Genomic DNA, 24,386 nt, shown 5'->3' with positions numbered 1-24,386 from the left:
GATGAAAAATATTTTAACAACGCTTTTGTTTTTAATGACTATTTTATGTCATTCAAAAAGCAATGAATTATACGATAGAACGAATTTTCAGAATTTCAGAATTAAAGATTCTACATACTTCTCTTTTTCTAGTTCTTGTAATATACAATTAGAAATTTCAGATGCGAAAAATGCTATTTTAAATATAAATGGGAAAACTAAAAAGGGGACTATTATTAAGAATAAATATTCTAAAGGTTTTTTTGATTTTAAAGAAAATAATATTGTAATAATAACTTTTTCGTTTGAAGATTCAAATATAGTAGTTGAAAACCAGAAATATCAATTTGAATGTGAAGGGGCAAAATTTATTATACTCGATAAAATTAAAAATGACAATGAATCTCTTGTCAAGGTAAAAAACTATTTGAACGAAAATCAAACAATTTTTGATGAGAATATAGAATCAATTAATGATAAAGCTTATTTTTTAGAAAAGATTAATCAATATAAATCATCAGCTTATATCTTAGAAAAAATTATCGAAAGAAAACCTGATAGAGTTGTCGCATGGTTAAATTTAGGTGATGTTTATTGGGAACTCAATAAAAAAGAGGAGGCTCAAACAAAGTATTTGAAATATATTTCACTAATGAAAACTCAAAAAAAAGATTTAAAAAAAATACCTCAGAGGGTAAATGAGAGAATACTAAATAATTAAAATGAATACTAAATGATTAAAAAAAACATTTTTGTTTTTTTTGTAATGTTTCTTTTCTTCAATTGTAAGGATACATCAATTAACAAAGAAAAAGAAATTTTAGCAAAAAAAAATGCTATAGAAAATCCGAAATTAGTAAATGATACTATAAAGGATGATAAATTAATAACAGATAATCAAATAGGAAATAGTGAAGTAAACTTACCATTTGATTTTGAAGAGAGAGATAAACTTGCAAATTCCAATAGAAAAAAATATTTAAAGGCTTACCCTCAATTAAGAGGAGATAAATTAGCTCAGATAAAGAAAATTATTTTAGAAAGTTCTGAAGACAATCCAGATGAAATATTTCAGATTAATAATGGAGGGTTAGGATTTGATTCATTTGTCTATTGTATATATGGAGATTCTGATTCGCAGAGTTTGATTAATATTAAAAATAATAAAATAATAGCGAATGAATCAATAGGATATGCAATGCCAGAAAACGAAACATATCAATCCTTTGTCATAAATAAAGATTTAACTATAAATATTTATGACATAAATTATAATTCAAGGTCAAAAAAGATTTTAGAGAAACATCAAATAAAGCAAGATGGTTCTATTACTAAGATTAAATAAATTGATAATTCTTCTGTATTGAATAAAATAACAAAGGTCATTGACGTATTGAAAAGAATAGCCACAGTTAGCAAGAGTATGATGCTTTTGCTAACTGTTGGAATTCATAGATAAGTGAAGAGATTAATATAATAAAAAAATGGAAATGATTCTAGATGTAAATAAAATACAAAATACTCAAATTAATGAAATTGGTTTTGTTTCATATGGGGACATAAATTTTGTGAGATCTATTAAATTACTGATTGCAATTTTCTTTTTGAGTTTTATAAGTTGTAAGCATGATAATAATCAAATTGTCAATCATAGTACTTCTACTATAGTCAATAAGACGAATAATGATACCCTTGTTATAAAAGGTGAGCCGATTGTTATTTTTTTATCTCCTTCAAATGAAGAAATAGAAATAATTAAAAGAGAGAAAGGAGATGATAATTTTTTTACAATTGCAGATGATGAAAATAGTTATCGTGCGAATATTGATGAAATTTTAAAAAAGGAAAAGTATAAAACTGAAATTACAGAAAAAAGATTTATTAAGTTTATTGGTAGTGATAAAGTTCTGGATAAAAGTGATATAGATAATAAGTGGGCTGTGCTTATATGTGTAAAAGGAAAACCAACAATTATTTCTTCGGTTGATTTATTTGTTACTTTAAATAAATTAAAAGAGAACCATATTAAAATTGATTATAATTCGATTTTAGAAAGGGCTAATGATAATCTGTTAAAAAGCGAGGAGAAAAAAATATCATTAGTTCAAAATAATGATTTAAGTGGGCTTTGGAGAATTGATTGTGGAAATGCTCTTACAACTTTTGATATTACAGATTCGAAAGCATACATCTCTATATATTCAAATACTGTATATATAAATGCTCAAATAAATGATATTCCTAATGAACCTAATAATTATCTTATAAGATTTCTTAATCAAGAGGATAATAATGAAGGTAGTGTAAATAAAATAGATGAAAAAAATATATCTAAAGAAAAGAGTATTGGGAAATTAGAATTTAAAAACAATAAATTAAAGTTATATTGGTATGGACTATATAACGAAAAAACTAAAAAATTGGAATATGATAAAAATACCCCTTTTGATATTGAAGGAGAAAATATAAAACCAGTAACTCTTATAAAGTGTGATTAATAAGGATTTAATTCCTAAAGATAATATAGAGTTTTAAGAGAATAATAAGATCATTGACGTATTGAAAAGAATAGCCACAGTTAGCAAGAGTATGATGCTTTTGCTAACTGCTGGAATTCATAGATAAGTAAAAAAAGAATGATGATGATTTACATATTCAATGTAGTATGTTTTATTTTAAAAATAAAAAGATGAAAGAAAGGATATTTAGTTTTTTGTTGGTTTTATTATTGGTTTCATTTAATAAAGTACAAGAGAATGTTAATTTACAACAACTTAAAAAAGCTTATGTAGAGAAGAATGAAAAAAAATTCATTGAAAGTTTTCCTGGGAATTTTGAGGATTTTAAATCAACTTTTGGATGGAATGATAAGCTGGACAAGCCTAATCCTTTTTATGAGGATGCGAATGAATATACGGATTACTTTTTTAAATTAGTTTCTCAACCTAAATATGATATATATAAAGAGAAAATTATAAACATTTCTATAAATGGCAAATGGGAAGCTGATGGAGTTAACTATTTTCATAAAAAAATGCAGGCTATAACAGAAACAGACAAAGGATTTGTTTCATTATTGAATGGATTAAATGAAAGTAAGGTAAACTCATTTTGGAATTTTTATTTTGATAAAGAAGATTTGAAATACTCACAACAATTAAATCTTATTCTCGATAAGTCGATGAGAGATAAGTCGATGTTAGTTTTTGAAAAAATCAAGAAAGAAAGAAATCAAAGTCCTGAAAATATATCAAAAAATAAGCAAAGTAAGTTTGAAGTTTTTGATAAAGATGGATATACCAATTTACGAGCTGATAAAAACTCTTCTTCAAAAGTTTTAGATAAAGTAATTTCAGGTGAAGAGATTGAAATATTGGAAAGCATAGGTGATTGGTGGCATATAAAAACTAAAACAGGTAAAATTGGTTATGTTCATAAAAGTAGGATCAGAATTAAAACAGATGATAATTCTACTTTTTTTAGTGCTACAGAATTTAAAAAAGATCTTCAGAGTAAAGGTTATGTTATAACTGTAGAAAAAAAATGTGACTTAAATCAAGATGGGAAAGAAGATCAATTATTAGTTTTTGAACCGAAAGTGATAGGTTCTAATTCAAGCAATGATATTATTATGAATTCACCAGTATGTATATTGATAAATAAAGGGAATGATAAATACTTAGTATATAAAAATTTAAATATAATTTATACAGTAGTATCAAATTGTCCGTCTGATGGATTTCAAAGTTTGGTAGTTAAAGATAATTATTTCACTATTGAACAAAATACATGTGGAGGTTGGTATCTTATCGATGAATATACAACATTTAAGTTTGATAAAAATAGCGATGAAATAGTACTTCATAAATTTGGGCAATCTTTCTCAGACAGAAAGAATCCAGATAAAGTAATACCAGATTTGTTATTATCGACTAAAAATTTCGGTAAAATTTTGTTTCAAAACTTTAATTCTAAAACAATTTTAGAAAAGAAAAAATAATGATAATAAGAAGAATCAAATTTCTTTTCTTACGTGAGTTTTTCGCTACTATTTATATATAGAATTAATATAATAAGGTCATTGACGTATTGAAAAGAATAGCCACAGTTAGCAAGAGTGGGATGCTTTTGCTAACTGTTGGAATTCCTAGATAAAAGAAAAAGAGAAATGAAGAAGGTTATTAAATTCCATATTGCATGTATAAAATTAAACTATGAAAAAAATATTAAGTATCGCATTTTTAGCTTTACTATTTGCAAGTTGTAAGGGAAATACAAAGACAGATAGTGATAAAAATCTAGGAGATCAATTAAATATAAAATTAGTAAAAGATTCTTCTGTTGTATCGGTTAAAGAAAACAAAGAACATGAATTAAATAATGACAATGCAGTTGCAAATTATTGGGCTTTTTATAAAATTTCTGAATCTTCTATAACTGGGATTCCAAAAAAAACAGAATCAGAAATAATAAATAAATTTAAAAACATAAAAATTGAAATTGATGAAAAAAATGTAAAAGTTGGAAATTTATGTTCATTTGAATATTATAAAAGTAATAAGACGCCAGTAAAATATTATGAAAGCACCAAAACTGCTAAATTATACGAATCTATATTCTTAAAAAATGGTTTAAAGCTTGGTAATTCATTGAGTGTATATCAATCATTATATCCTGAAAAATCATGTGAAATCCCATGGGATGAGTTATTAGTTGTTGATAATACACTAGTAATTGTTTTTGATGATTATTTGGTTTTCTTTAAGAAAGGAAATAATATTGACCAAAATGATTGTTACTCAAAAACAAAAATCACGAGTTTACCAATTACAAAAAATGTTATTAATGGTAATAACATATGGAATCAATTAGATTGTACTATTGCAAATTTAGACACTAAAGATTATCTAAGACTACCAGACATAAAGGATATTAAAGTTTTTATCATTGGGAATTTTAATTTTGATGATTTTACTTATACGCTAGTAACCTTAAAGAATAATATTGTTATTTCTAAAAGAGATATTGGTTTTGTCAAAGAAGGGGATAATGGAAATACTATTTCTGAATTTACAGAATTCGAAATCAATAAAAATTATGTTTTTAATTTAGATACTAAGATTAAAAAAGGTGAAGATTTTAAAGTTTTGAAAGAAGAAAAATTTAAAATAGATGAAAACGGTTTAATCGTAGTTGTGAAATAATGTAAAAAAATAATAGCAAAGAATTAAGATCATTGACGTATTGAAAAGAATAGCCACAGTTAGCAAGAGTATGATGCTTTTGCTAACTGCTGGAATTCCTAGATAAGTGAAGAGATTAATATAATAAAAAAATGGAAATGATTCTAGATGTAAATAGAATGAGGATGCTACTATTAGTTGTTTTTCTAATCTTGATTGGTTGTAAAAAAGCGGATGATAAGAATGAATTGAGAAACCAAATTGCTGAGCAGAATATTAATATTAACAATACAAATAATAATGCAAAACTTTCAGATGGTATAGATTTATCTAAATCCTTTATAAAGGATATTGAATTTCATAAATTTAAATATGAAAATGAGTTTATTGAAAATATAAAAATTAGTTCATTACAAGATAATTTGTTTAGAATGAAGTTTTTTAATTTTTTGAATAAAAGAAATTTTGATAAAGGAGAGTATGAGCAAGTATATTTTATTAAACTTTTATTAGTAAGAATACAACAAACAAATGATGAAGAATTGTATTATGTTTTAAATGAGTTGTTTAATGATAATTCGTTAAGTTATCATTTAGAAGATTATGAGTTATCGCTTTTTGAATTATTTCTATATAAACCAAGCTTTTTTATAAGAGGAGCATGTTTGTTTAAGAAAAATAATTTAGTGGATTATATTAATAAATCATTACCAAGTGCACTTTTAACTAATGAAAAATATTTCGTAGATAATTTAGCAGATTGTGATGTTGAAAAGAGTAGTCTTTTAATTGATGAAGAGACAGTCGATAAATTCTCTATAAAAGAGCTAAAAGAAAAAATAAAAACTCAATCTTTTGTTAATGCTTATTTTTCGCCATCAATTACTACAGCTTGGAAAAGTAAAACAATTGTTGAGTATAATATTTTGCCATTATTAGAACAAAATATTAAATCTAATCTGAACGAAGTTGAACAAAAGTGTTATCGTGATGAATTTAAGTCGCTATTTGAAAGTTATATTATTCATGTTTATAAAATTCAGGATTCTGATGGTTTCACAAATTTAAGAAAAGAGAAAAGTAGTACTTCGGCAATAATTGAAAAAATAAAATCTGGAGAAAAAATTCAAGTATTAAATAATTCGGGAGATTGGTGGTTAGTACGGACAAATTCAGATAATAAAGGATATGTGTATAAAAGTAAAATAAAATCAGAATAATTTGTTTTTTTTAGCTAGTGTAATACCCTCCAGTATTAGTAAATAAAATTAGCTCAAGAATAAAATTATAAAGATAACAGGATCATTGACGTATTGAAAAGAATAGCCACAGTTAGCAAGAGTGAAATGCTTTTGCTAACTGCAGGAATTCCTAGATAAGTGAAAAAGATAAGTAAAGATTAATATTAAAAAAATGGAAATGATTTTAAATGCAAATAAAATGAGGATGCTACTATTAGTCGTTTTTCTAGTCTTGATTGGTTGTAAAAAAGAAAATGATAAATCCATATCAAATAAAATACAAAGTACCCAAACTAATGAAAATGAATTTGTTTCATATGGAGACCTATTAATATCACAGTCTGATTTTGTAAGTCGAATACAAAGGAATAATGATGTTAAATCACAACGTGCTAATTTATCTCAAATCAAATTTGATTATGATAAGTTTACAAAATGGGATGCTAATACTATTGAAGAAAAGACTATAGGAGATCTTACTTTAAAATTTGAAAAAGATAAAAAGCTAAACCCAGATGCAGCTATTTATACTCATATTAACCTCTCTATTTATAAAAATAATAAGAACGTTGATAAATTGATTATTTATAAACAGGAAAATTATGCAGAGGCTTTAGTCGCAATAAATCAATATTTTTATATAGATACTAATCTGAATATTTGGACTTTAGGAATAAATGAAGATGAAGAAGGAATAAAAGTAATGTTTTGGAATCAATATAAAGTTGATAAAGAGATCGGGAAAATAAATTTGGTTAAGAGTAGTAATGTTTTTAATAATTCTCAAACAGTAGATATTGATAAAAATAATAATCCTTGGATAGGAAAATATTTTTTTGGAAAGACAAATAGAGATGACTTAAAAACCAGTTTTGAAATTACGATTAATAGTTTAAATGATATTATGGTAGTTTATGTAAGTGATGGAGAAAAACCTGAGATATATAAAAATATAGTAGGGGAAAACGTTGCTGATGATAAAATAAAAATTGTTTTTAATAAAAAATACGATGATATGGGGATTGTATATATTCAAAATTCTGGAAAAGAATATATTATTTCTGGTGAACCGATTTCAACGATAAATCCAGGTAGTGATGAATTTCCTTTAAAAAAAATGAAATAACACTATCATAGATAATTAAGGAGAATTTTAAGAACAAAGATACAAGAAGGTCATTGACGTATTGAAAAGAATAGCCACAGTTAGCAAGAGAGGGATGCTATGGCAAAATTTGGATTTACGAGTTTTTATTATAAACTAGGAATGAATCTAAAAAACCATCTAAGGCTAAGGTTTTTACTGAAGATAGTCATCATAAAGTTCATTTACACTGTGATGTAACACAAATAAGTATAATAGAAATAAAAGAATAATTATGTCAATTTTTAAAGTAATATTTTTATCATCTGTTTTATGCATCTCTTGCAATCAAAAAAGCAATGATACAATCAAAGAATCATTTGAAAAGAATGATTCTCAAACGAAATCAAGTCAATTCAGTAAACTGGATAATATAGTAATTTCTAAAATCCCATTTGGTAATAAAATGCTGGTAGACAATTTTACTAAGATTGGTTCTGATTTTGAAGTTAGTGAAGATGAAAATAGTTTGTTAGAAAATAGTGATTCAAAATTTCTTTTATCTTATCGAACTTTTTTTGATAATGCTAAGATTCCATTAGATGGATTTTATAAGTTTCCTCAAAAAAATATCTTAGATTTTGGTTTTAATTATGTACAACCAATAGATTCAATAAGTACATACCAAGGTTTTTATGCAATTACAAAGCATCTTCCTGATGTGAATAAGAATAAAATTTTTATTGTAAATTCTATCCAAAAGAATGGGGAGAAAAATAACATTATTGATTGTATCGATTTAGTAGTAGTAAATTCAAATAATCAAATCATTGATAATTTAAACCTATCTCATAGTCTTAATATAATTAATGAAAAATATAATAATAAGTATGATGACTATAATAAATACTTTTATATAGATAGCGATTACATAATTCATATTAAATATTTTACAGGATGGGGTGATGCGATGCGAAGAGTTTTTGCTTATGTTAAATATAAAATTCAAAAGGATGGCTCTATTATAAGATATTTTACCGAAGAACAAGATCATTATAAAAGTGAAGTAGAAGAAGGTGAAATAAAAAATCATAGTAAAGACGGAATTTGGAAAGAAGCCTTAAGCAATTTAGAAACTAATTACATTTTGAAAAATTATCAAAATGGAAAAGTTATAGATAAAATTGAGATCATTAATATTAATGGTGAAGGTGAAAAAAAATCATTCTTTATAAATAAAGATACTTATTTACCCTTAAAAAAATAAAAATGTACCTGATCGAATTTATTGTATTGAGAATTCAGGTTTAGATTTTGAAACATATGTTTTTCAAATAAAAGATGTAAGTAAAGAATACCTTTTAAATTTTATTTTGATTACAGTAAAAGATAATAAAATTATTTCCAACCAACTAATTGGTCAAGATATAGATGGGGAAGCTCCTGAGGATGTAGATATTGTTAATAAAACATTTGTTATTAATAAGGATTTAACAGTCTCTGTTTTTGATAAAGTTTATAAAAAGAAAAATAAGCTTTCAATAAAGTATATAATCAATTCCGATGGAACTATAGAGACTAAGTAAACTGATTGAGCGGTTTTGTGTAATTGATAAACTGCATCAATACTACCAATAAGAATCACAATAATTTGATAATAAACTATTTGCTATTTAGATAGACCATTAGGTTAACTAGTACTAGTATTTATATAGAAATAATATAATTAATTTATAGAATATCAATAAAACATTAAAAAAATAAGACTGTATGAACAAGCAGTTGGTTAAACTAAACAGAATGAAGACTATGAAAAATATAATTATATTTTCCTTTTTACTAATATCAAATTTGGCTGAATGCCAACTTATAAATTACAAATGCAATAAACAATTATCATATTTAGTAGGTAGCGATACCGAAATACATTCAATATTTTATAATGATAAGATAGAGTCTCCGGTTTTTAATATGCAGTATGATAAAAATTCTAATTTTTCTGAATGTGATTATATCGATTTCTATTATGAACTTAAAGGGAAAAGGTATGATTTACAAGGCAAAATTTTTAATCAAAAGTATGTAATGGTTACTGGATATACTTCCTCTGCTCAGGTGCTTCAAATTACAAACTTAGCTAAGACAGATGATTTATTCACCATTGGAAAATTTAGCTGTAAGGAATATAAAGCAGAGATTGAAAAAACAGGAAGTTATATGGTTTTATATACAACTAATCTGGAAGATGGATTAGATTATAACAGACCAATGCAGGAGATTCAGAAAACTATGAATATCCTAATTCCTAATCTGAAAAAGGGTGAAATAGTAGTACAAATTGTTATGCAAATGCCTGGTAATAAATATTGGAAAATGATTGATTATTTAGGAAGTGAAACCATTAATCAGGAAATAATATTAAATGAGAAAAATTTATCACAAATATATAAAACAGTAATTCAGGGAGAAGAAGGAGTAATTCCAGAGGAAATTTCACCAACACCTATTTATTGCTCTATTATAGGGCATAATGGAGATACTGATAGAGATGTAAAAGAAAAAATAAATGATTTTTTTAGGAACATGTGTATTTATTTTGATCAATTTGGAAATCTTGATAATAAAGATTTTTGCATTTATTTCGATAAAGAAATTGATAGAAAAGCAAAGTTTTATAAAAAGCATGAAATCTTAAATGCTAAGCAGGTAACAGAATTTGAAAAAGAATTAAAGGGATATTCAGAAGTAAATTTAAAAGAAAATTTAGTGAACTAATCAAGATGATATTAGCTTATATATTATTAAAAAAATAAAAGAATTATGATAGAGAAATTAAGTCATTTTCCCGTAAACTGGATCGATGGGATGAAGATAAACAAAAGTCATTTTTTATCGATGCAGGATAATGTTTCCGAATTGGTCAATGATGCGATAGGTATTCATACCACACCTATGAGTTATGGATTACTTGATTTGGGAAATCAAAACAAGGAATCTACAAAAATCACATTAGGAATCGATAATCACAAACTACTTCGTGTACGTGTAGAGGAATGTCATGCTATTACCCCAAATGGGTCAAGAATAGAAATAAGCAAGAGTAATACAGATACATTGGATCTTCAGGTTCCATATCCGGAGGATACCTACCAGATAAAAGAAGGAGAACAATTGGTGTTATTAGCGTGTATATCGGTTAATTCTAAGAAAAGAATTCCGTTTGGAGAGCCAGACCCAGAGGAAGTTCCGCCAAGATATCCTTACACACAACCAGAATATAAACTTCACTTGATTAAAGCCGATGAATTTCGCTCAGGAATTGGGTACGGAGGATTTTATTTGGCAATAGGTAAAGTACAGGTTGGTGATACAACTGTTCTTGATGAGGATTATATCCCGTCATCGGTTACGGTGGCTTGCCATCCAAAACTAGTGGATATGCAAGCACAAATTGCACGCACATTTGGACAAATAGAGATTTATTCGGTACAGATTTCTCAAAAGATCAACCGAATCCAGCAAACGGGTCTTTTGGCACATACAATGATGCAATTGGCAGATAATACAGGATATTATTTAGGGAACTGTTTAACACAGTTTCGTTGGTTCTCATTGCACCAACATCCGGCAGCAATGTTAAGTACTGTGGTATCATTTGCAAGAGTGATGAAAAATTTCATTGATTCAAAGTCTGGAGCAGGAAAAGAAGAGCTGCTAAATTACTTTGCCGAGTGGTGTGATCTCTCACAAGGGGATTTGGAAATATTGTTTACATCGCTTATCAATGCAGGTTACGATCATGTGCATATAGATAAAACAGCAACATTAACAATGAAGTTTCTGGTAAAAATAGAGAAGTTGTTCGAGACCTTGAGTAAGCTGGATTATATAGGGAAGAAAAAAGAGAATATCGAATTATTTGTTGCCGAGACAGACAAAAAAGATATTGTTCATAACCCGAAACGACATAGTTTCTTTATAAAAGATTAAAAAATAATAGTAACAAAATTTATGGAAGTATTAAACAAATCAGAACGCCAGAAAGCATTTTTAGCTTTCCTAGTAGCCTTTATCCTAATTTTTTCAGTAACATTAATTGCTTCATCCTTTAATTTTTATATGCCTATGGCAGAGAATAAAATGCTAAAGGCAGAGAATGAAATGATGAAAAGAGAATATGATTATCAAACTAATTTCTCGGTAAAAGTTGATAGTATCAGAATGACTATTGATTCTATTAATGCACCAAAAGTAGATAATGATTTTCAGCAACGTTTGGCAAATGTAATGATAGCCAATGTTTATCAAAAAATACCAAAAGATACTACTGAGAATAAAAAACTATATAACAATGTAATCTTGGCTTACAAGAATATCATCGACTATAAAAAACAAATTAGAAGTCTTACGCATAACTCTCATTTAATAGATAGTTTAAACCAATCGGCTAAAACGTATAAAGAAGAGTTGGAAAAAGTAAGCAGGGATCTGGATGTTTGTCGCCAGATTTATCAAAATCAATAATAAGAAATTAGAGTAAAACGAATCAATAAACTAATCATTTAAAATTAAAAAATTATGTTATCAAATTATGGAATTGGAGGTAATGAAGTAAAATTAGATGCAGATGAAGCAATCATTGCAATCCCTCAAAACAGAACACTTGTTGCTCAAAAATTAACTGTAGACGCACCTGTTAAACCAGAATTGGTAGAAGGAATTACGAGTGTTGAGAAAGCATTTGAACATTTTAAACCAGAGGTAAAAGTAAATTTTGAAACAATAGACGGAGCTACTAAAGTTGAGGCTTTGAAATTTAAAAATTTAGGTGATTTTGGTATAAACGGAATCACGGCGCAAAGTAATTTTTTATCTGATTTGGAAACAGAAAAAGATCAATATCAAAAAATTATTCGTCAGTTAAAATCTAATAAAATTTTAAAATCAGCATTAGAAGATCCTGAAGCTAAGAAAGCATTATTAGAAAGTCTTGGAACTCTAATTAATGAATTGAAAGAGAATAAATAAGAAATTTTAAAAAAATAGAAAGTATGTCAAATAAAGAAGCATATAAGAGTAATGACGTTGATACAGCAGTATTAGAACGTAAAGTAGCAGGAGGAGGTTCTTCTATTGAAAAAAACATTGAAAAACTGGACAAATACGGAGGGTTTGATTTGTTGGAAATGTCGATTGAAGGCATCCAAAATCTTAATCCGGAGAGAAAAGCAAGAAGAAAAATTTTCCTTGGAGAAGTAAATAAAACCAAAGAAAGAGAAACACTTAAAAAGACATTAGAACTTTGGGCTTCGGTTTTAAGTAACAATGAGGCTTTGACTGATATGGTTGCTCAAAGTGAAGATAAATGCAAAGAATCGGAAGCTTTATTAAAAAAGAATCTGGTAAAAGCTGTTGAAGATACAAGAGAAATCGAAGCAGCATACAGAACGATTGCTTTGTTTTTCAAAAATACAGAAACAGATAAAGTAAAAAATGTTACAATCGTAAATGCCGATTTAGAGCAATTAAAAGACCTTGATAATACACGTTTTATTGATGCAATTCACTCTGAATTGGTAGATAATTACGATCGTTTGGATCTTAAAAATAACTACGGTATTCTTGTTATTCCAGGTTATTTAGGATCAAATAAAGTAATCGAAAAATGGGCAAAAATTGCACATGAAAATAAAGTAATGTTGGTTACCGATTTCGAACATCTTGATGAACCGGATGATGTAATGGAAATGTTCGATGCTGCTTCTTTAACAGGAGGTGATGTATATCGTTCCAATGTGATCATGACATGTAACTGGTTAGTAGGACGTGGAAGATTTGACCAAATTGGAGAAAATGAAGATTTACATATTGCTCCATCGGCAGCACTTGCTGGAAAAATTTACAAAACATTAATGTCTCAGGTTACTGCTGGTAAAAAATTCGGTGGTATCAATGAAGTTGATGGTGTGAAATTTGACCTTAAGAAAAGCGAAATTGCAAATCTTGAAAACTTAGGATTGGTTCCTATGGTAAATGAGTATGGTAAAGTAATGGCTTTCTCTGCCAAAACATTGTTTAGTGGAGATAACTTAGGATTGCAAACTTATTCGGTAGTTCGTGTATTTGATTATGTGACCAAAGTATTAATGGATTTCCTTAATCGTCGTGCTTTCGAAAACTTTACTGCTAAGACTCGTAAAGAAATAATGAATCAAATCGTTAGTTTCCTTGATGGGATTACTGGTCCGGATAAATTAATCGAGAACTTCGAGATTCGTAGATTCGAACAAGATCCAATCCAAAAGGATAGAATATATATGGATATTCACATGAAACCATATTTCCCAGCTAAAAACTTCCTTATAAAAATGGACGGTCATAAAGGTGATGACGGAACAGAATGGGATACTGATTACGAACAAAAATAATAGTTGTAGTAAAATAAAAAAAGGAAACACAGTTTTAATGTGTTTCCTTTTTTAAACCAATATTGACCCTTTGAATGGTCAAACTAAATAATTCAAATTCATGAACGTATTTAAAATTTTATTTTTAATCCTATTGTTTTCGATTTCAAGTTCGGTTAAAGCACAAAAAATAAGAGCGATTGATACTTTAAATTGCCCTATTTCGCAAAACGAATTATTGCTTTCGGGTAAACTTTTTGCAAGCGCGCCACCAATTTTGCTGCGTGTTTTTAATGAAGATTATGAATATGCTGTATTTCAACTTGGGAAAAGGAAAAGTAGTATATACTTATATTTTAAAATCTTTACAGACAATGTGTGTGTAAAACAAAAACAACCGTTGGAGCTTTATTTTAAAAATGGAGATATGTATATCTTAAAAAATGAGTTTGCGGTAAATTGTGATGGGACAGCAGCTGTGCAACTCACAAGAAGAGATAGAAAAAAGTTAATGAATAATGATATTAAAACAATAAAATTTTTCACACTTAAAAGAGATTATGAATTCAGTCCAACTGCTGTCGATAATCAAAATTTAAAAGAATATTTACACTGTCTGAAATTGTATAGAATCAAGCGAAAATAGAAGAGTTTGCAATTTTAAATAGCAACATTATAAGCTCTGTTTTAAAGAAAAATTAAAGTTTAATTTATTATAAAATCTAAATATGCCAATCCCGGAATTAAATCTTTCATTAGGACTTACAGATAATAAGGGTTCTGTTTTTTATGCAGGAAGTGGCGAAGGCAAAGTTGTTGTTCGCACAGATTCTGCCATGAAACAGCATACTATCAGTATAACGATCTCCGAACAACAAGTAGGATCAGTAAATTTAAAGACACATTTTAAAGGGGCCGAAATTCCTGCAGAGATAGAGATTCCAACATATCAGATGATAGTTACAGATGATAAAACGAATGAAAAAGAAATATATAAAGTTACCCGAGACACTTATTTTTTTAAAGAACAAACGACCAAAAAAGGGTTATGGAGTTTCTTGGGATTAAAATTTTTGGCTACTAAAAATTTCCTTTTCGAGAATATTCCTTTTGAGCCTTTAAAAGAAGAAATAGAGACATTCGATATTTCTAAACACAGGAAATTAACTCACGAAGAGCTCACTTATACTTTTAGAAAAGAAGAGCAAAACATACAAATTTTTGCAGGTGATATAAATACACTTAAAGTCGAAAAAGGAACTAGTTATTTCATCATTGTCGATGAAAAAAAAGGACAACGTTTTATAGGTGATATTTTATATCGGGAGAAATTTTTAAAGCTTACGCCAAAAGTTAAACTTCATGTAATTAAGAGAAAGCAAGTTTCGAAGGCAATGGAAACAAATAAACAAGGACAAACGGATAGGTTGATTTATATTTAAAAATAAAATAGATGAAAGGAGCTTTTTATAAATTGCCTATAGATTTTAATGCGATCATTCAGAAAAAGGAACTGGAAAAAACTTCAATAGAACATTCTATTGCGCAACAAGTAATATTGCTGGCAACAACCACATTTGGAGAATGCAAATTTGATGAGACTTTTGGGTCTAAAATCTGGGAAATTGATTTTGATTTGTTAATGAATGAGAATACATTAAAAGAGATAATCTCCAAAACGATGAAACAATCTTTACTGCTTCATGAGGGAAGGATTAAAATTAATGAACTTAATGTCGAATTAACTGAAGCTAAATATGTACTTGATGATGTAAGCAGAGCCAAAAAAAGAGTTGATATTATTATTGAAGCAACAATAAAAAGTACCAACAGGGATTTTGATTTCAGAGGATATTTTTTTGTAGGACCATTATCCTATAAATAAAAGATACTCGTCTCAGTACTAAATACAAGGGGTTAGCTATGTTTTTGATTTCTAAAATCATAAACTGTTAATAGTGTAAATAAAATTTTATTAAAAAATATATTATAACAAGATTTTTTGTATATATTTACAGTATAAATAAATAAATTAATAATTAAAAAATTTTTATTATGTCGTTTTTAACATCGTTAACAGTAGCCGGTAAGGACTACAAAGTATTAAATGTAAGTTATGATTTAGCTCAAGAAACAGATGCTTCTGGGCGTCCATCTACGGTAACACGTGGTGGTAGAATCATGCTTGAGGTAGAGTCAACTGGTAGCACTGAATTGTTCGAATGGATGACCAATAATTTCGAAAGAAAAGACGGGTCAGTAAAATTCATCAAACGTGATTCGAATGCTACTTTAAAAGAGTTGAAGTTTACAGAAGCTTACATGGTTAAGTACAAAGAGAACTTTGATCATAACAGTGCAACTCCTTTAACGGAAACTTTTATGATCTCTGCTCGTAAGATTTCGATGGGCGGAGGAGAATTTGATAATGCTTGGGTATAATCCTTTGGACTTTATCAAACTTAATTAAGCTTGAAACTATTAAAGGAAGTCCATCTATTGGACTTCCTTTTTTGTTTTAATTTGAAAATCTAAATCTTTTAACGCTACTTTTTAACAATCTAATAAATCTACAAATGAGTTTTTTATCCAAATTACATATAGACGGGGAAGAATATAATGTCCTTGAATTTAATATCAGTTTTAAACAAGAAATTGATGCAACAAGCAAGCCTACAGGGAATGCCAAAGGTGGAGTTGTAAAAATGATTATCGAAGCAACCAATAATAGCCATTTTTTATCTTGGATGTTAAATAGTGATTTAACCAAAGATGGGAAAATTACTTTTTACAGAAGAGATGCCTTGAGTAAAATGAAAGAATTAACGTTTGTTAAAGCATTTTGCATCGGTTATGACGAACAATTTACCAGTACAACCGAAGTTCCAATGAAAATTACAATGGAATTGGTTGCCAAGGAATTGACATTTGGAGATGCTAAATTCTTGAATAACTGGATTGCTTTAGATTAAATTTTAATGGCTAATTAAAAACAAGCACTTACATTATGGCACATTTTTCAGAACAAGTACATATATCTATAGGGAGTTTTACCCAGAACGTTGTTTATTATGATTTAAAGCTATCGCAAAAAATGGCTGATCATCACCATTTTTCATTTATTTGGCAATATACAGGCAAAGCAATAATAAAACCTGCAGATCAGGCAAAAGCATTAAGAAGCTACCTTGGAGATGAGGTTATCTTTACTTTTAAGAGTCTTACCGGAATTAAATTGATGAGTAAGGGGATCATTACTGAACTTTCATCTGTTGATCTTCATGGTAGTCCAGTTGGTTTACATGTTACAGGGATAAGTCATACAATCGTTTTGGATGATATGAAAAAATCCAGAACATACCTAGAGAGAGGAATGGATGATATTGTTCTTGGGGTTTTTGCCGAAGGACCTGGCGAGTTTTACCAGAGAGAGTCAATAAGATCTACCTATCTCAAAGAATTTAAATACATGGCTCAGTATAATGAAACCAGTTTTAATTTTTTAAAACGACTGGCGGCTCGTTATGGGCAATGGTATTATTTTGATGGTATGCGTATGCAGTTTGGACAAACAAAAACCAGCAAAATAAAACTTATTAATGGAGCATCATTGCATGGTTTTAAGATACAGACTAATATGTCGGCACATAAGATTTCTTTGGCCGGATATGATTATGATAATGCAAATAATATTCGGAGCTCTGCAGCGAGAACCTCAGTAGGAAGTAAAGATAGTTTTTCGTCTATTGTAGGTCATAATCAGGGAACTGTTGCGCAAGCCGATTTAAGTTTTGGTGCTTATACTAACAACGCCCAAAATAAAGATGAATTAGAAGAAATGGTTAAATTACAAACTGCGGGTAGCGATGCCAATAGTGTGTATTATAGTGGAATATCTTATATTCCTTTAGGAATCGGGCAAGTATTTACAATCGTAAATCAAACTGTAGAACATGAATTAATTGTTATAGAAGTCATACACCACTCCAAAGTATATGGAAATTATTCTTGTGAGTTCAAAGCAATTCCTGCCGATGTTGCTGCACCACATTATACCAATGTTGCTGTTTTTGCTCATGCCGAAACTCAACCCGCAAAAATAACAGATAATAACGATCCCGATGGATTAGGACGTGTAAAAGTTGAGTTTTATTGGGCAAGCGGTAGTACATCGAGCGAATGGATGCGAATGATACAACCTCATTCTGGCCCTGGGAAAGGATTTTATTTTATTCCTGAAATAGGCGAAGAAGTATTAGTAGGTTTTGAAGGTGGCAATGCGCAAAATCCTTATGTTTTGGGAACTCAGTATAACGGACAGGATAAAAGTGGTTATGCCGATGGAGATAATAATATAAAAGCAATTCATACCCGTAGTGGACATATTATAAAATTTACCGAAGACGAGAGTATTATAATTACAGATAAAATAGGTAATGAAATACAGCTTGATACAGTAGGCGGAAACATAACTATTACAGCACCTCAAGTAATAACAATGAACGCGACAAACATTGTTATGAACGCTTCACAAAATATTACTACAACTGCCGGAATGAACATTACCGAAAGTGCTGGAGTGGACAAAACCATGATGGTAGGAATGATGCTAAATACTAGTGTTGGAGGTAATAGTATGACGAATGTAGTAGGAAGTGTAATTGAAAATATTACTGGAGATAAGGAATTGAACACTGAAAAAGAAATAACATTCAATAGTCAAAAAGGAATGGAATATTCTTCTCAAGGAGAAATACAAAAACATTCTCAAAAAGAAGTAAAGCTAAATAGTGCCGAAAAATCTAAATTATTTTAATTATGTCTTATACATTAATCATAGGAGGGAAATTAATTATTAGAGCAAAAGGGGATATTAAATCATATGCAAAAGAGAATATTGAAATTAATTCAGTAAAAAAGATTAATATAACAGGAGCAAATAATGGGGTAAGTTTTAATAAGCCTAAGAAAGGTCTTCCTGTTGAAAAGATGGCTCTGGCAAAAGTTGAATTTAGGACCCTCGCAGCATATAAAGGAGAATTTGGCTTTGATTGGTTGCGATTAAAAGATAACGGATTAAATCTTGAGCCTGATTATAAGTCTATAATTGAAGGAGGGTATAAAGATGGTATTAGTGATTTGACAAAAATAGAAGCCTATAAAAAATTAAAATCAGAATACAAGCAAATTCCTGTAATTGTAAAAGCCAAAACTGCTGGAGGAAAGCCATCAGTTGGAGAATATTTTGTACCTTATCTTAATTTATTTTCAAAAAAATTTAGCGATACTATTACAGCAACCACCCCGCCTCCTTTTGAAGCTACTTTGAGAGTTTTGGTTGATATAGGAGAAGATTTGGATAAGTTGGAATTTGAGTATGATAAAACAATTTTTACAATTGACAAACCTGTTTTGTCTGATAAAAATAAAACTGGTGGATTAGTAGCATCAGCTGGTGCTACTATAAAAATTACTTGTAACGAAGATATTACAAGTGATGCTTTAGGGATAATAAAAGTATTTGCTTATCCAAAAGATAGTGGTGTAAAAAGTAAACCAGAACAATTAGCACTAAGAAAGCTCGCAGGGAAAATTATTGTTGGAAAAAATGATGCAAGCCAAAGAAAGGAACAAAAATTTGTTTTGGTAGGAATTAAAACAAATGTGACAAAATCATTAACAGGTACATTAATAGGTGGTTTTACTCCAGATGAAAAAACTAATTTATGCAATGCTTTATATCAGGCATTAATTGTTCCGATACTTGAAAACAGTCCCAATGAACTTGATGTGTCTTCAAATCCTCATTTTCAAACAGGAGGAAAATATATAGAAAGTAGTAATAAAATTAATGAAGACACAAATGGATTTTTTGCGGATGTAAAAAATATATTTTTGAATGATAAAGATGCTGCAGGAGTTTTAAAGAATAATAAGTATAAAACAGGTTATTTTACAGTATTCTCTTTAGCTGCTCAGGTTTATGATGAAGCAAAAGGACAAATTCATGGAGAACAATATTTGGCTGGGGGCAAATGGAAAATGCGATTCCTGAAAAATTTATTATTATTTCCAAATAAAGATTTTTGTACCATGAATCATGAGGGGTTACACGGGATGGGACTACTCCATACACATGCCGATAGTAATCCGATAGAGGATTCAGATGTGAAATATGTATACCCAAATGCTTTAACTAATCCTCTTAATTCAACAGATAATATAATGTGTTATCGTGATGTAGCTTATACCACATGGAAATGGCAATGGTCGATAATGAGGAGAAATGTTTAATTTTAACAATTATGAAAATACATATAATTATTTTAGCATTATTATTAAATGTGAGTAATTGTGTAGGCCAAATAAAGGAAAAACACAACTCAACAATTAAAAAAGATACAATTATGGAAACTTTTGATATAAGTAAATACAAAAACTTAGCTATAAATCCTAAAACGGGACTGTATATTTTACCCAATGGAGATGAAGTACAGTATTTTACAGGCAGCGGAGGTATTGGTTTTGTTGAAAGAACAAAAATAAAAAATTCAGCATATTGTATTGTCAAAGTATTTTTTCAAAATAACATTTTGCAAGCAAAGGGAGATGAATTTTATGGATTTCCTATTGGTATACATAATGAATATGATGAAAAAGGTAATTTAATTAAAGAAATTAATTATGATAAAGAATATAAATTTTCTGTAGATGATTTGGTAAAAAAAATGAAAGAAAAATACAATTATGATTTAATGAATGTGGAGAAAACATATAATTTAAATCGTTATGTTGATTTAGAGAAAACAAAGTTACCACTTTATGAAGTTTATTATAGAGATGATAAAAACGCTCTAATACTACACAGTTATGTTATAAATGGGAATACAGGTGAAATTTTATTTAACACTTTGCGAAGTACACAAGGTAAACAAGGTAGTTTGTATGATGTTTTTATAAAATCATTCAAAGAAAAGAAATAATATAAAATATTTTAAATAGCAAGTTTAACTTAACTAGTTGTTTATTTTAGCGTTGGTCTAATCTACAATGAGAGAGCTGTTTAATTTAAGTAATTAATGAAGGTACAATTAATAATTTTAGTAACGCTACTTTATTTGAGTAACTGTAAGGGTCAAGTAAAAAGTGACTCAATAATTAAAAGAGAAACTGCTATTGAAACTTTTGACATAAATAAATATAGAGATTGGGATATTGATACTAAATATTCACCATCAAAAGATGATAAATATTTAAAATATAGTAATGAGGGGGTTAAGATATTGTATTTTAACGATACTTTTCAAGAAGAAAAAAACCTTTATGGGAACCCCATTTTAGATGTGAAATCTTATTATGTTAAAACGAATAGTCTAAAATTAAAAGGACAAACTTTCTATAATTTGGAGTTTGGAATTTGGAAAGAGTATGATGAAAAAGGTAATTTAATTAAAGAAACCAATTACGATAAAGAATACAAATTTTCTATTGATGACTTGGTAAAAAAGATGAAAGAAAAATACAATTATGATTTAATGAATATGGAAAAAACATATAATTTAAATCGTTATATTGATTTAGAAAAAACAAAGTTACCTCTTTATGAAGTTTATTATAGAGATGATAAAAACACTCAAGTATTACATAGTTATGTTATAAATGGTAATACTGGTGAAATTTTATTTAGCACTTTGCGAAGTACGCAAGGTAAACAAGGTAGTTTGTATGATGCTTTTATAAAAGTAGAAAGAAGTAAAATTAAATAGTGTTGAAAAAAACTAAATTATTTTAATCATGTCTTATACATCAATCATTAGGAGGGAAATTAATAGTTAAAGCAAAAGGAGATATTAAATCGTATGCAAAAGAGAATATTGAAATTAATTCAGTAAAAAATATTAACATAACAGGAGCCACTAAAGGAGTAAGTTTTAATAAATCCAAAATGGTTGCTATATATGTTAATGATAAATGTTTGGTTAGTTTTAGACCTAAAGATAATTGGAATGGTGATAATGATGAGAGAATTATTGATAATAGGCTTAATCTTTATAGTTTTTAGTTGTAAACCACAAAATAAAAAGCAAGCAGAAGTTGAAAAAGTAAAGCATTACCAAGTGGAAAAGAATCAAGAATATAACAATTTAGTAACCAATGATTTTGAAACGTTTGATGTAAAAAGATTTTATAAGGATAATGAAGTTGGTATAGGAAAGATTCATCAATTAACAAACAATATTAAAATAGAAGAAAGTGCTGGAGAAAAAGACTCATGGTTCGTGAAAAATGAATCAGCAAATAATTCTTTATACAGTATCTATAAAGAGTTTTATCAGTCAGGTAGAATAAAATCAAAAGGGTCAAAATTTAAAGAAGAATGCCCAATAAGTATCTGGTATTACTTTGACGAAAAGGGAAAATTAATTAAAGAAACCGACCTTGACAAGCCATTCAAAATTACAATTAAAGATATAATTGAGTTTTTAAAGCAAAATGAAGCCGATTTATTTTCAAATTATACTTCTATAAATAGATCTTATGATGAGGTAACGAAAAAAAGAACTTGGAATTTAATTTATCGAGGAAAATATAAAGATAAACAGGGAATGTTCAGTATCGAGATAGATGATTCAACTGCTGAAATTATAGAAGTTGTAAAAATATTGGGTAAAGAAGGTGAAAAAGAGATGCTTTTTAGAAAAGAATAAATAGAATTTATCTGTTATATTTTTATATTATCTTAATTTCTTTTTAAGAGATTTGATTACACAAAAAACATAAAATGAAAAAAATAATTTTATTGTGTGTCCTTTTTACTATGTGTAGCTGTAAACCACAAAATAAGCAGCAAGAGATACTAGAAAAAACTAAACATAACAAGATAAAAAATGAATATAATAAATTAGTCAATAAAGAATTTGAAAAATTTGATATAGATAGATTTAATAAAAATAGAGATGAAGCTGAAGATTATGTTTTAAATAATGGAACAAGAGTAATTGAATATGGGAATGCAGAGAGCGGCTATTTTATTGAAGAAACACCTAAAAAATCATTGTATGTTATATCTAAAGGATTTTATCTCAATTTAGGAATTCGTGCTAAAGGAATAAAATTTGGGAATGTAGGATGTGTTTTGGGTATCTGGTATGAATTTGATGAAAAAGGGGAATTAATTAAAGAAACTAATTATGATAAACCTTTTAAAATAGCAATTGATGATGTTGTGCAATTTTTAGAAAATAATAAAGCAGATTTATATGCAATTACTACTACGGTAAACAGATTTTATAATGAAAAAACGAAAACAGGAACATGGACTTTGCGTTATTTTGGAGAATATAAAGGTAATAGTGGCAAATTAATTGTCAAAATTGATGATGAATCCAGAGCAATACAAGAAGTAATTAAAATTATAGGAAAAGGAATATAAAAAGAAATTATTTTTGAGAATAAATAATGTATAAAATAATAATATTATTTTAATGATGACGACAAGAATGATAATGTTAGGCTTGATAATCCAACTTTTAAGAATTCTCTAGGACAACCTTGATAGGGAACAAATATTGGAATAATAAAAGCTATCAAACCAGAGGAAGTAACTTTAGATATGGTTCTTGATCATATTAAATTACATTGGGAAAAAGACGGAACTTACATTTATGGTAAAGTTTATACAATTGAATTTTATGTGAAAGAAAGTGAGGTAAAGAAAATGATAAATTGGTGGGAAGAGAGGTATAGGCACCTTAAAGTATATAGTGTTTTTCCATGGACTGGCGAGCAGTGTACAACTACTGTAAAAACTGCTATACAGGAAGCTTTTTCTAAGTCATTTGGTACTAGTTATATATCAGATGTAACACAAACCCCAAAAGGATATTACAAGATTTACAAGCATTTGTCAGTACTTCTAAAGAACACTCTGGGCAATTAGCTAAAATAACTGTAATCAAAGAAGGAGCATCTGATTTTCAGAAATAAAAGTACTTAGTTTATGAATAAAATAATAAATATTATGGTATTATCCTCAACTTTAACTTTTTTTGGTTGTAAAAGTAAAGAAGAAAATTTTTTACAAGAACACAAAGTGATATTATGTTGTATTTCAAGATGTTTTCCTGAAAATAAGTTAACTAAAGAAGCTATTGAATTTGAAAAAAAACAAAATATTTCTTTTGATAAAGCTAGTAGTATCTACTTGAATTTTACAGATAAAAAAAGAGTAAAAGATAATTCAATTAAATCCAAAACAATTTTACCAAGTTTAATAATAGACCAGTATTATGTGTATTCATTTAAAAATATAAAAATGTTAAAAGTAGCAGTGTTTGGGATTTGGGTTAACGCAGATACAGGTGAGGTAATTAATGGTAAAGATAAAATATGGTTGTATGAAGATGATATTCTAAAATATTATTAATAAACTTGTTTTGGGAGCGCTAAGCGTGGATTTGTAATTTATGCCTGTAACTTTATAAAAAAAGAT

27 protein-coding genes are annotated in these 24,386 nt (G+C 28.1%); all 27 read left to right on the top strand.

Annotation, left to right across the window (positions count from 1 at the left end; all coding sequences use genetic code 11):
• The first annotated feature begins 1 nt into the window (after position 1).
• The 27 genes from OIU83_RS04715 to OIU83_RS04585 all read left to right on the top strand — a co-directional run bounded on the left by OIU83_RS04715 (position 2) and on the right by OIU83_RS04585 (position 24,320).
• Positions 2 to 700, top strand: a complete 699-nt coding sequence (locus tag OIU83_RS04715; protein ID WP_264205114.1) for a tetratricopeptide repeat protein — start codon at positions 2 to 4, stop codon at positions 698 to 700.
• A gap of 12 nt (positions 701 to 712) precedes the next feature.
• Entirely contained in the window at positions 713 to 1,324 is a 612-nt protein-coding gene (locus tag OIU83_RS04710; protein WP_264205113.1) for a hypothetical protein, read from the top strand.
• Between the two features lie 139 nt (positions 1,325 to 1,463).
• Positions 1,464 to 2,477: a hypothetical protein gene (locus OIU83_RS04705; RefSeq protein ID WP_264205112.1), complete on the top strand. Its 1,014-nt coding sequence runs from the start codon at positions 1,464 to 1,466 to the stop codon at positions 2,475 to 2,477.
• A gap of 167 nt (positions 2,478 to 2,644) precedes the next feature.
• The gene (locus OIU83_RS04700; protein ID WP_264205111.1) at positions 2,645 to 3,979 is read left to right on the top strand and encodes an SH3 domain-containing protein; all 1,335 of its coding nucleotides are present in this window, start codon (positions 2,645 to 2,647) and stop codon (positions 3,977 to 3,979) included.
• 214 nt (positions 3,980 to 4,193) lie between these two features.
• Positions 4,194 to 5,183, top strand: a complete 990-nt coding sequence (locus OIU83_RS04695) for a hypothetical protein (protein WP_264205110.1) — start codon at positions 4,194 to 4,196, stop codon at positions 5,181 to 5,183.
• 131 nt (positions 5,184 to 5,314) lie between these two features.
• Positions 5,315 to 6,382, top strand: coding sequence for an SH3 domain-containing protein (locus OIU83_RS04690; protein WP_264205109.1), 1,068 nt, complete (start codon positions 5,315 to 5,317; stop codon positions 6,380 to 6,382).
• Positions 6,383 to 6,575: 193 nt separating this feature from the next.
• Positions 6,576 to 7,529, top strand: coding sequence for a hypothetical protein (locus OIU83_RS04685; RefSeq protein WP_264205108.1), 954 nt, complete (start codon positions 6,576 to 6,578; stop codon positions 7,527 to 7,529).
• Positions 7,530 to 7,782: 253 nt separating this feature from the next.
• Positions 7,783 to 8,754, top strand: a complete 972-nt coding sequence (locus OIU83_RS04680) for a hypothetical protein (protein WP_264205107.1) — start codon at positions 7,783 to 7,785, stop codon at positions 8,752 to 8,754.
• 106 nt (positions 8,755 to 8,860) lie between these two features.
• Entirely contained in the window at positions 8,861 to 9,073 is a 213-nt protein-coding gene (locus tag OIU83_RS04675) for a hypothetical protein (RefSeq protein ID WP_264205106.1), read from the top strand.
• Positions 9,074 to 9,296: 223 nt separating this feature from the next.
• Complete coding sequence (locus OIU83_RS04670) at positions 9,297 to 10,262, top strand: hypothetical protein (RefSeq protein WP_264205105.1); 966 nt, start codon at positions 9,297 to 9,299, stop codon at positions 10,260 to 10,262.
• Positions 10,263 to 10,307: 45 nt separating this feature from the next.
• Entirely contained in the window at positions 10,308 to 11,477 is a 1,170-nt protein-coding gene (locus OIU83_RS04665) for a hypothetical protein (protein ID WP_264205104.1), read from the top strand.
• Positions 11,478 to 11,498: 21 nt separating this feature from the next.
• Positions 11,499 to 12,011, top strand: a complete 513-nt coding sequence (gene tssO, locus OIU83_RS04660) for a type VI secretion system transmembrane protein TssO (protein ID WP_264205103.1) — start codon at positions 11,499 to 11,501, stop codon at positions 12,009 to 12,011.
• 54 nt (positions 12,012 to 12,065) lie between these two features.
• Positions 12,066 to 12,515, top strand: a complete 450-nt coding sequence (locus OIU83_RS04655) for a hypothetical protein (protein WP_264205102.1) — start codon at positions 12,066 to 12,068, stop codon at positions 12,513 to 12,515.
• 23 nt (positions 12,516 to 12,538) lie between these two features.
• Positions 12,539 to 13,915, top strand: a complete 1,377-nt coding sequence (locus OIU83_RS04650; protein WP_264205101.1) for a DUF5458 family protein — start codon at positions 12,539 to 12,541, stop codon at positions 13,913 to 13,915.
• Positions 13,916 to 14,015: 100 nt separating this feature from the next.
• Positions 14,016 to 14,540, top strand: a complete 525-nt coding sequence (locus OIU83_RS04645; protein WP_264205100.1) for a hypothetical protein — start codon at positions 14,016 to 14,018, stop codon at positions 14,538 to 14,540.
• 82 nt (positions 14,541 to 14,622) lie between these two features.
• A complete protein-coding gene (locus OIU83_RS04640; protein ID WP_264205099.1) occupies positions 14,623 to 15,336 on the top strand; it encodes a hypothetical protein in 714 nt (237 codons plus the stop codon).
• Between the two features lie 11 nt (positions 15,337 to 15,347).
• Positions 15,348 to 15,779 (top strand): GPW/gp25 family protein, encoded by a 432-nt coding sequence (locus OIU83_RS04635; RefSeq protein ID WP_264205098.1) that lies wholly within the window; start codon positions 15,348 to 15,350, stop codon positions 15,777 to 15,779.
• A 170-nt stretch (positions 15,780 to 15,949) separates the two neighbouring features.
• Positions 15,950 to 16,336, top strand: a complete 387-nt coding sequence (gene tssD, locus OIU83_RS04630; protein WP_213298162.1) for a type VI secretion system tube protein TssD — start codon at positions 15,950 to 15,952, stop codon at positions 16,334 to 16,336.
• Positions 16,337 to 16,470: 134 nt separating this feature from the next.
• Positions 16,471 to 16,866: a type VI secretion system tube protein TssD gene (tssD, locus tag OIU83_RS04625; protein WP_264205097.1), complete on the top strand. Its 396-nt coding sequence runs from the start codon at positions 16,471 to 16,473 to the stop codon at positions 16,864 to 16,866.
• 35 nt (positions 16,867 to 16,901) lie between these two features.
• Positions 16,902 to 18,710: a type VI secretion system Vgr family protein gene (locus OIU83_RS04620; RefSeq protein ID WP_264205096.1), complete on the top strand. Its 1,809-nt coding sequence runs from the start codon at positions 16,902 to 16,904 to the stop codon at positions 18,708 to 18,710.
• Positions 18,711 to 18,712: 2 nt separating this feature from the next.
• Positions 18,713 to 20,188 (top strand): hypothetical protein, encoded by a 1,476-nt coding sequence (locus OIU83_RS04615; RefSeq protein WP_264205095.1) that lies wholly within the window; start codon positions 18,713 to 18,715, stop codon positions 20,186 to 20,188.
• 11 nt (positions 20,189 to 20,199) lie between these two features.
• Positions 20,200 to 20,877, top strand: a complete 678-nt coding sequence (locus OIU83_RS04610; protein ID WP_264205094.1) for a hypothetical protein — start codon at positions 20,200 to 20,202, stop codon at positions 20,875 to 20,877.
• A gap of 96 nt (positions 20,878 to 20,973) precedes the next feature.
• Complete coding sequence (locus OIU83_RS04605) at positions 20,974 to 21,660, top strand: hypothetical protein (RefSeq protein ID WP_264205093.1); 687 nt, start codon at positions 20,974 to 20,976, stop codon at positions 21,658 to 21,660.
• A 192-nt stretch (positions 21,661 to 21,852) separates the two neighbouring features.
• On the top strand, positions 21,853 to 22,602 hold the full coding sequence (locus tag OIU83_RS04600; protein ID WP_264205092.1) for a hypothetical protein: 750 nt from the start codon (positions 21,853 to 21,855) through the stop codon (positions 22,600 to 22,602).
• A 74-nt stretch (positions 22,603 to 22,676) separates the two neighbouring features.
• Positions 22,677 to 23,327, top strand: a complete 651-nt coding sequence (locus tag OIU83_RS04595; RefSeq protein WP_264205091.1) for a hypothetical protein — start codon at positions 22,677 to 22,679, stop codon at positions 23,325 to 23,327.
• A 180-nt stretch (positions 23,328 to 23,507) separates the two neighbouring features.
• Entirely contained in the window at positions 23,508 to 23,834 is a 327-nt protein-coding gene (locus OIU83_RS04590; RefSeq protein WP_264205090.1) for a hypothetical protein, read from the top strand.
• Between the two features lie 60 nt (positions 23,835 to 23,894).
• Positions 23,895 to 24,320: a hypothetical protein gene (locus OIU83_RS04585; protein ID WP_264205089.1), complete on the top strand. Its 426-nt coding sequence runs from the start codon at positions 23,895 to 23,897 to the stop codon at positions 24,318 to 24,320.
• The last annotated feature ends 66 nt before the right edge of the window (positions 24,321 to 24,386 follow it).

Source organism: Flavobacterium shii (assembly GCF_025847235.1).
Lineage (GTDB): Bacteria > Bacteroidota > Bacteroidia > Flavobacteriales > Flavobacteriaceae > Flavobacterium > Flavobacterium shii.
Note: the sequence above shows the minus strand (reverse complement) of the source record. Positions and strands in the feature narration are given on the sequence as shown.

Coding starts and splice junctions, on each gene's coding strand:
- OIU83_RS04715 (WP_264205114.1), top strand. CDS start 2: ATGAAAAATATTTTAACAACGCTTTTGTTTTTAATGACTATTTTATGT.
- OIU83_RS04710 (WP_264205113.1), top strand. CDS start 713: ATGATTAAAAAAAACATTTTTGTTTTTTTTGTAATGTTTCTTTTCTTC.
- OIU83_RS04705 (WP_264205112.1), top strand. CDS start 1,464: ATGGAAATGATTCTAGATGTAAATAAAATACAAAATACTCAAATTAAT.
- OIU83_RS04700 (WP_264205111.1), top strand. CDS start 2,645: ATGTTTTATTTTAAAAATAAAAAGATGAAAGAAAGGATATTTAGTTTT.
- OIU83_RS04695 (WP_264205110.1), top strand. CDS start 4,194: ATGAAAAAAATATTAAGTATCGCATTTTTAGCTTTACTATTTGCAAGT.
- OIU83_RS04690 (WP_264205109.1), top strand. CDS start 5,315: ATGGAAATGATTCTAGATGTAAATAGAATGAGGATGCTACTATTAGTT.
- OIU83_RS04685 (WP_264205108.1), top strand. CDS start 6,576: ATGGAAATGATTTTAAATGCAAATAAAATGAGGATGCTACTATTAGTC.
- OIU83_RS04680 (WP_264205107.1), top strand. CDS start 7,783: ATGTCAATTTTTAAAGTAATATTTTTATCATCTGTTTTATGCATCTCT.
- OIU83_RS04670 (WP_264205105.1), top strand. CDS start 9,297: ATGAAAAATATAATTATATTTTCCTTTTTACTAATATCAAATTTGGCT.
- OIU83_RS04665 (WP_264205104.1), top strand. CDS start 10,308: ATGATAGAGAAATTAAGTCATTTTCCCGTAAACTGGATCGATGGGATG.
- tssO (WP_264205103.1), top strand. CDS start 11,499: ATGGAAGTATTAAACAAATCAGAACGCCAGAAAGCATTTTTAGCTTTC.
- OIU83_RS04655 (WP_264205102.1), top strand. CDS start 12,066: ATGTTATCAAATTATGGAATTGGAGGTAATGAAGTAAAATTAGATGCA.
- OIU83_RS04650 (WP_264205101.1), top strand. CDS start 12,539: ATGTCAAATAAAGAAGCATATAAGAGTAATGACGTTGATACAGCAGTA.
- OIU83_RS04645 (WP_264205100.1), top strand. CDS start 14,016: ATGAACGTATTTAAAATTTTATTTTTAATCCTATTGTTTTCGATTTCA.
- OIU83_RS04640 (WP_264205099.1), top strand. CDS start 14,623: ATGCCAATCCCGGAATTAAATCTTTCATTAGGACTTACAGATAATAAG.
- OIU83_RS04635 (WP_264205098.1), top strand. CDS start 15,348: ATGAAAGGAGCTTTTTATAAATTGCCTATAGATTTTAATGCGATCATT.
- tssD (WP_213298162.1), top strand. CDS start 15,950: ATGTCGTTTTTAACATCGTTAACAGTAGCCGGTAAGGACTACAAAGTA.
- tssD (WP_264205097.1), top strand. CDS start 16,471: ATGAGTTTTTTATCCAAATTACATATAGACGGGGAAGAATATAATGTC.
- OIU83_RS04620 (WP_264205096.1), top strand. CDS start 16,902: ATGGCACATTTTTCAGAACAAGTACATATATCTATAGGGAGTTTTACC.
- OIU83_RS04615 (WP_264205095.1), top strand. CDS start 18,713: ATGTCTTATACATTAATCATAGGAGGGAAATTAATTATTAGAGCAAAA.
- OIU83_RS04610 (WP_264205094.1), top strand. CDS start 20,200: ATGAAAATACATATAATTATTTTAGCATTATTATTAAATGTGAGTAAT.
- OIU83_RS04605 (WP_264205093.1), top strand. CDS start 20,974: ATGAAGGTACAATTAATAATTTTAGTAACGCTACTTTATTTGAGTAAC.
- OIU83_RS04600 (WP_264205092.1), top strand. CDS start 21,853: ATGTTAATGATAAATGTTTGGTTAGTTTTAGACCTAAAGATAATTGGA.
- OIU83_RS04595 (WP_264205091.1), top strand. CDS start 22,677: ATGAAAAAAATAATTTTATTGTGTGTCCTTTTTACTATGTGTAGCTGT.
- OIU83_RS04590 (WP_264205090.1), top strand. CDS start 23,508: ATGGTTCTTGATCATATTAAATTACATTGGGAAAAAGACGGAACTTAC.
- OIU83_RS04585 (WP_264205089.1), top strand. CDS start 23,895: ATGAATAAAATAATAAATATTATGGTATTATCCTCAACTTTAACTTTT.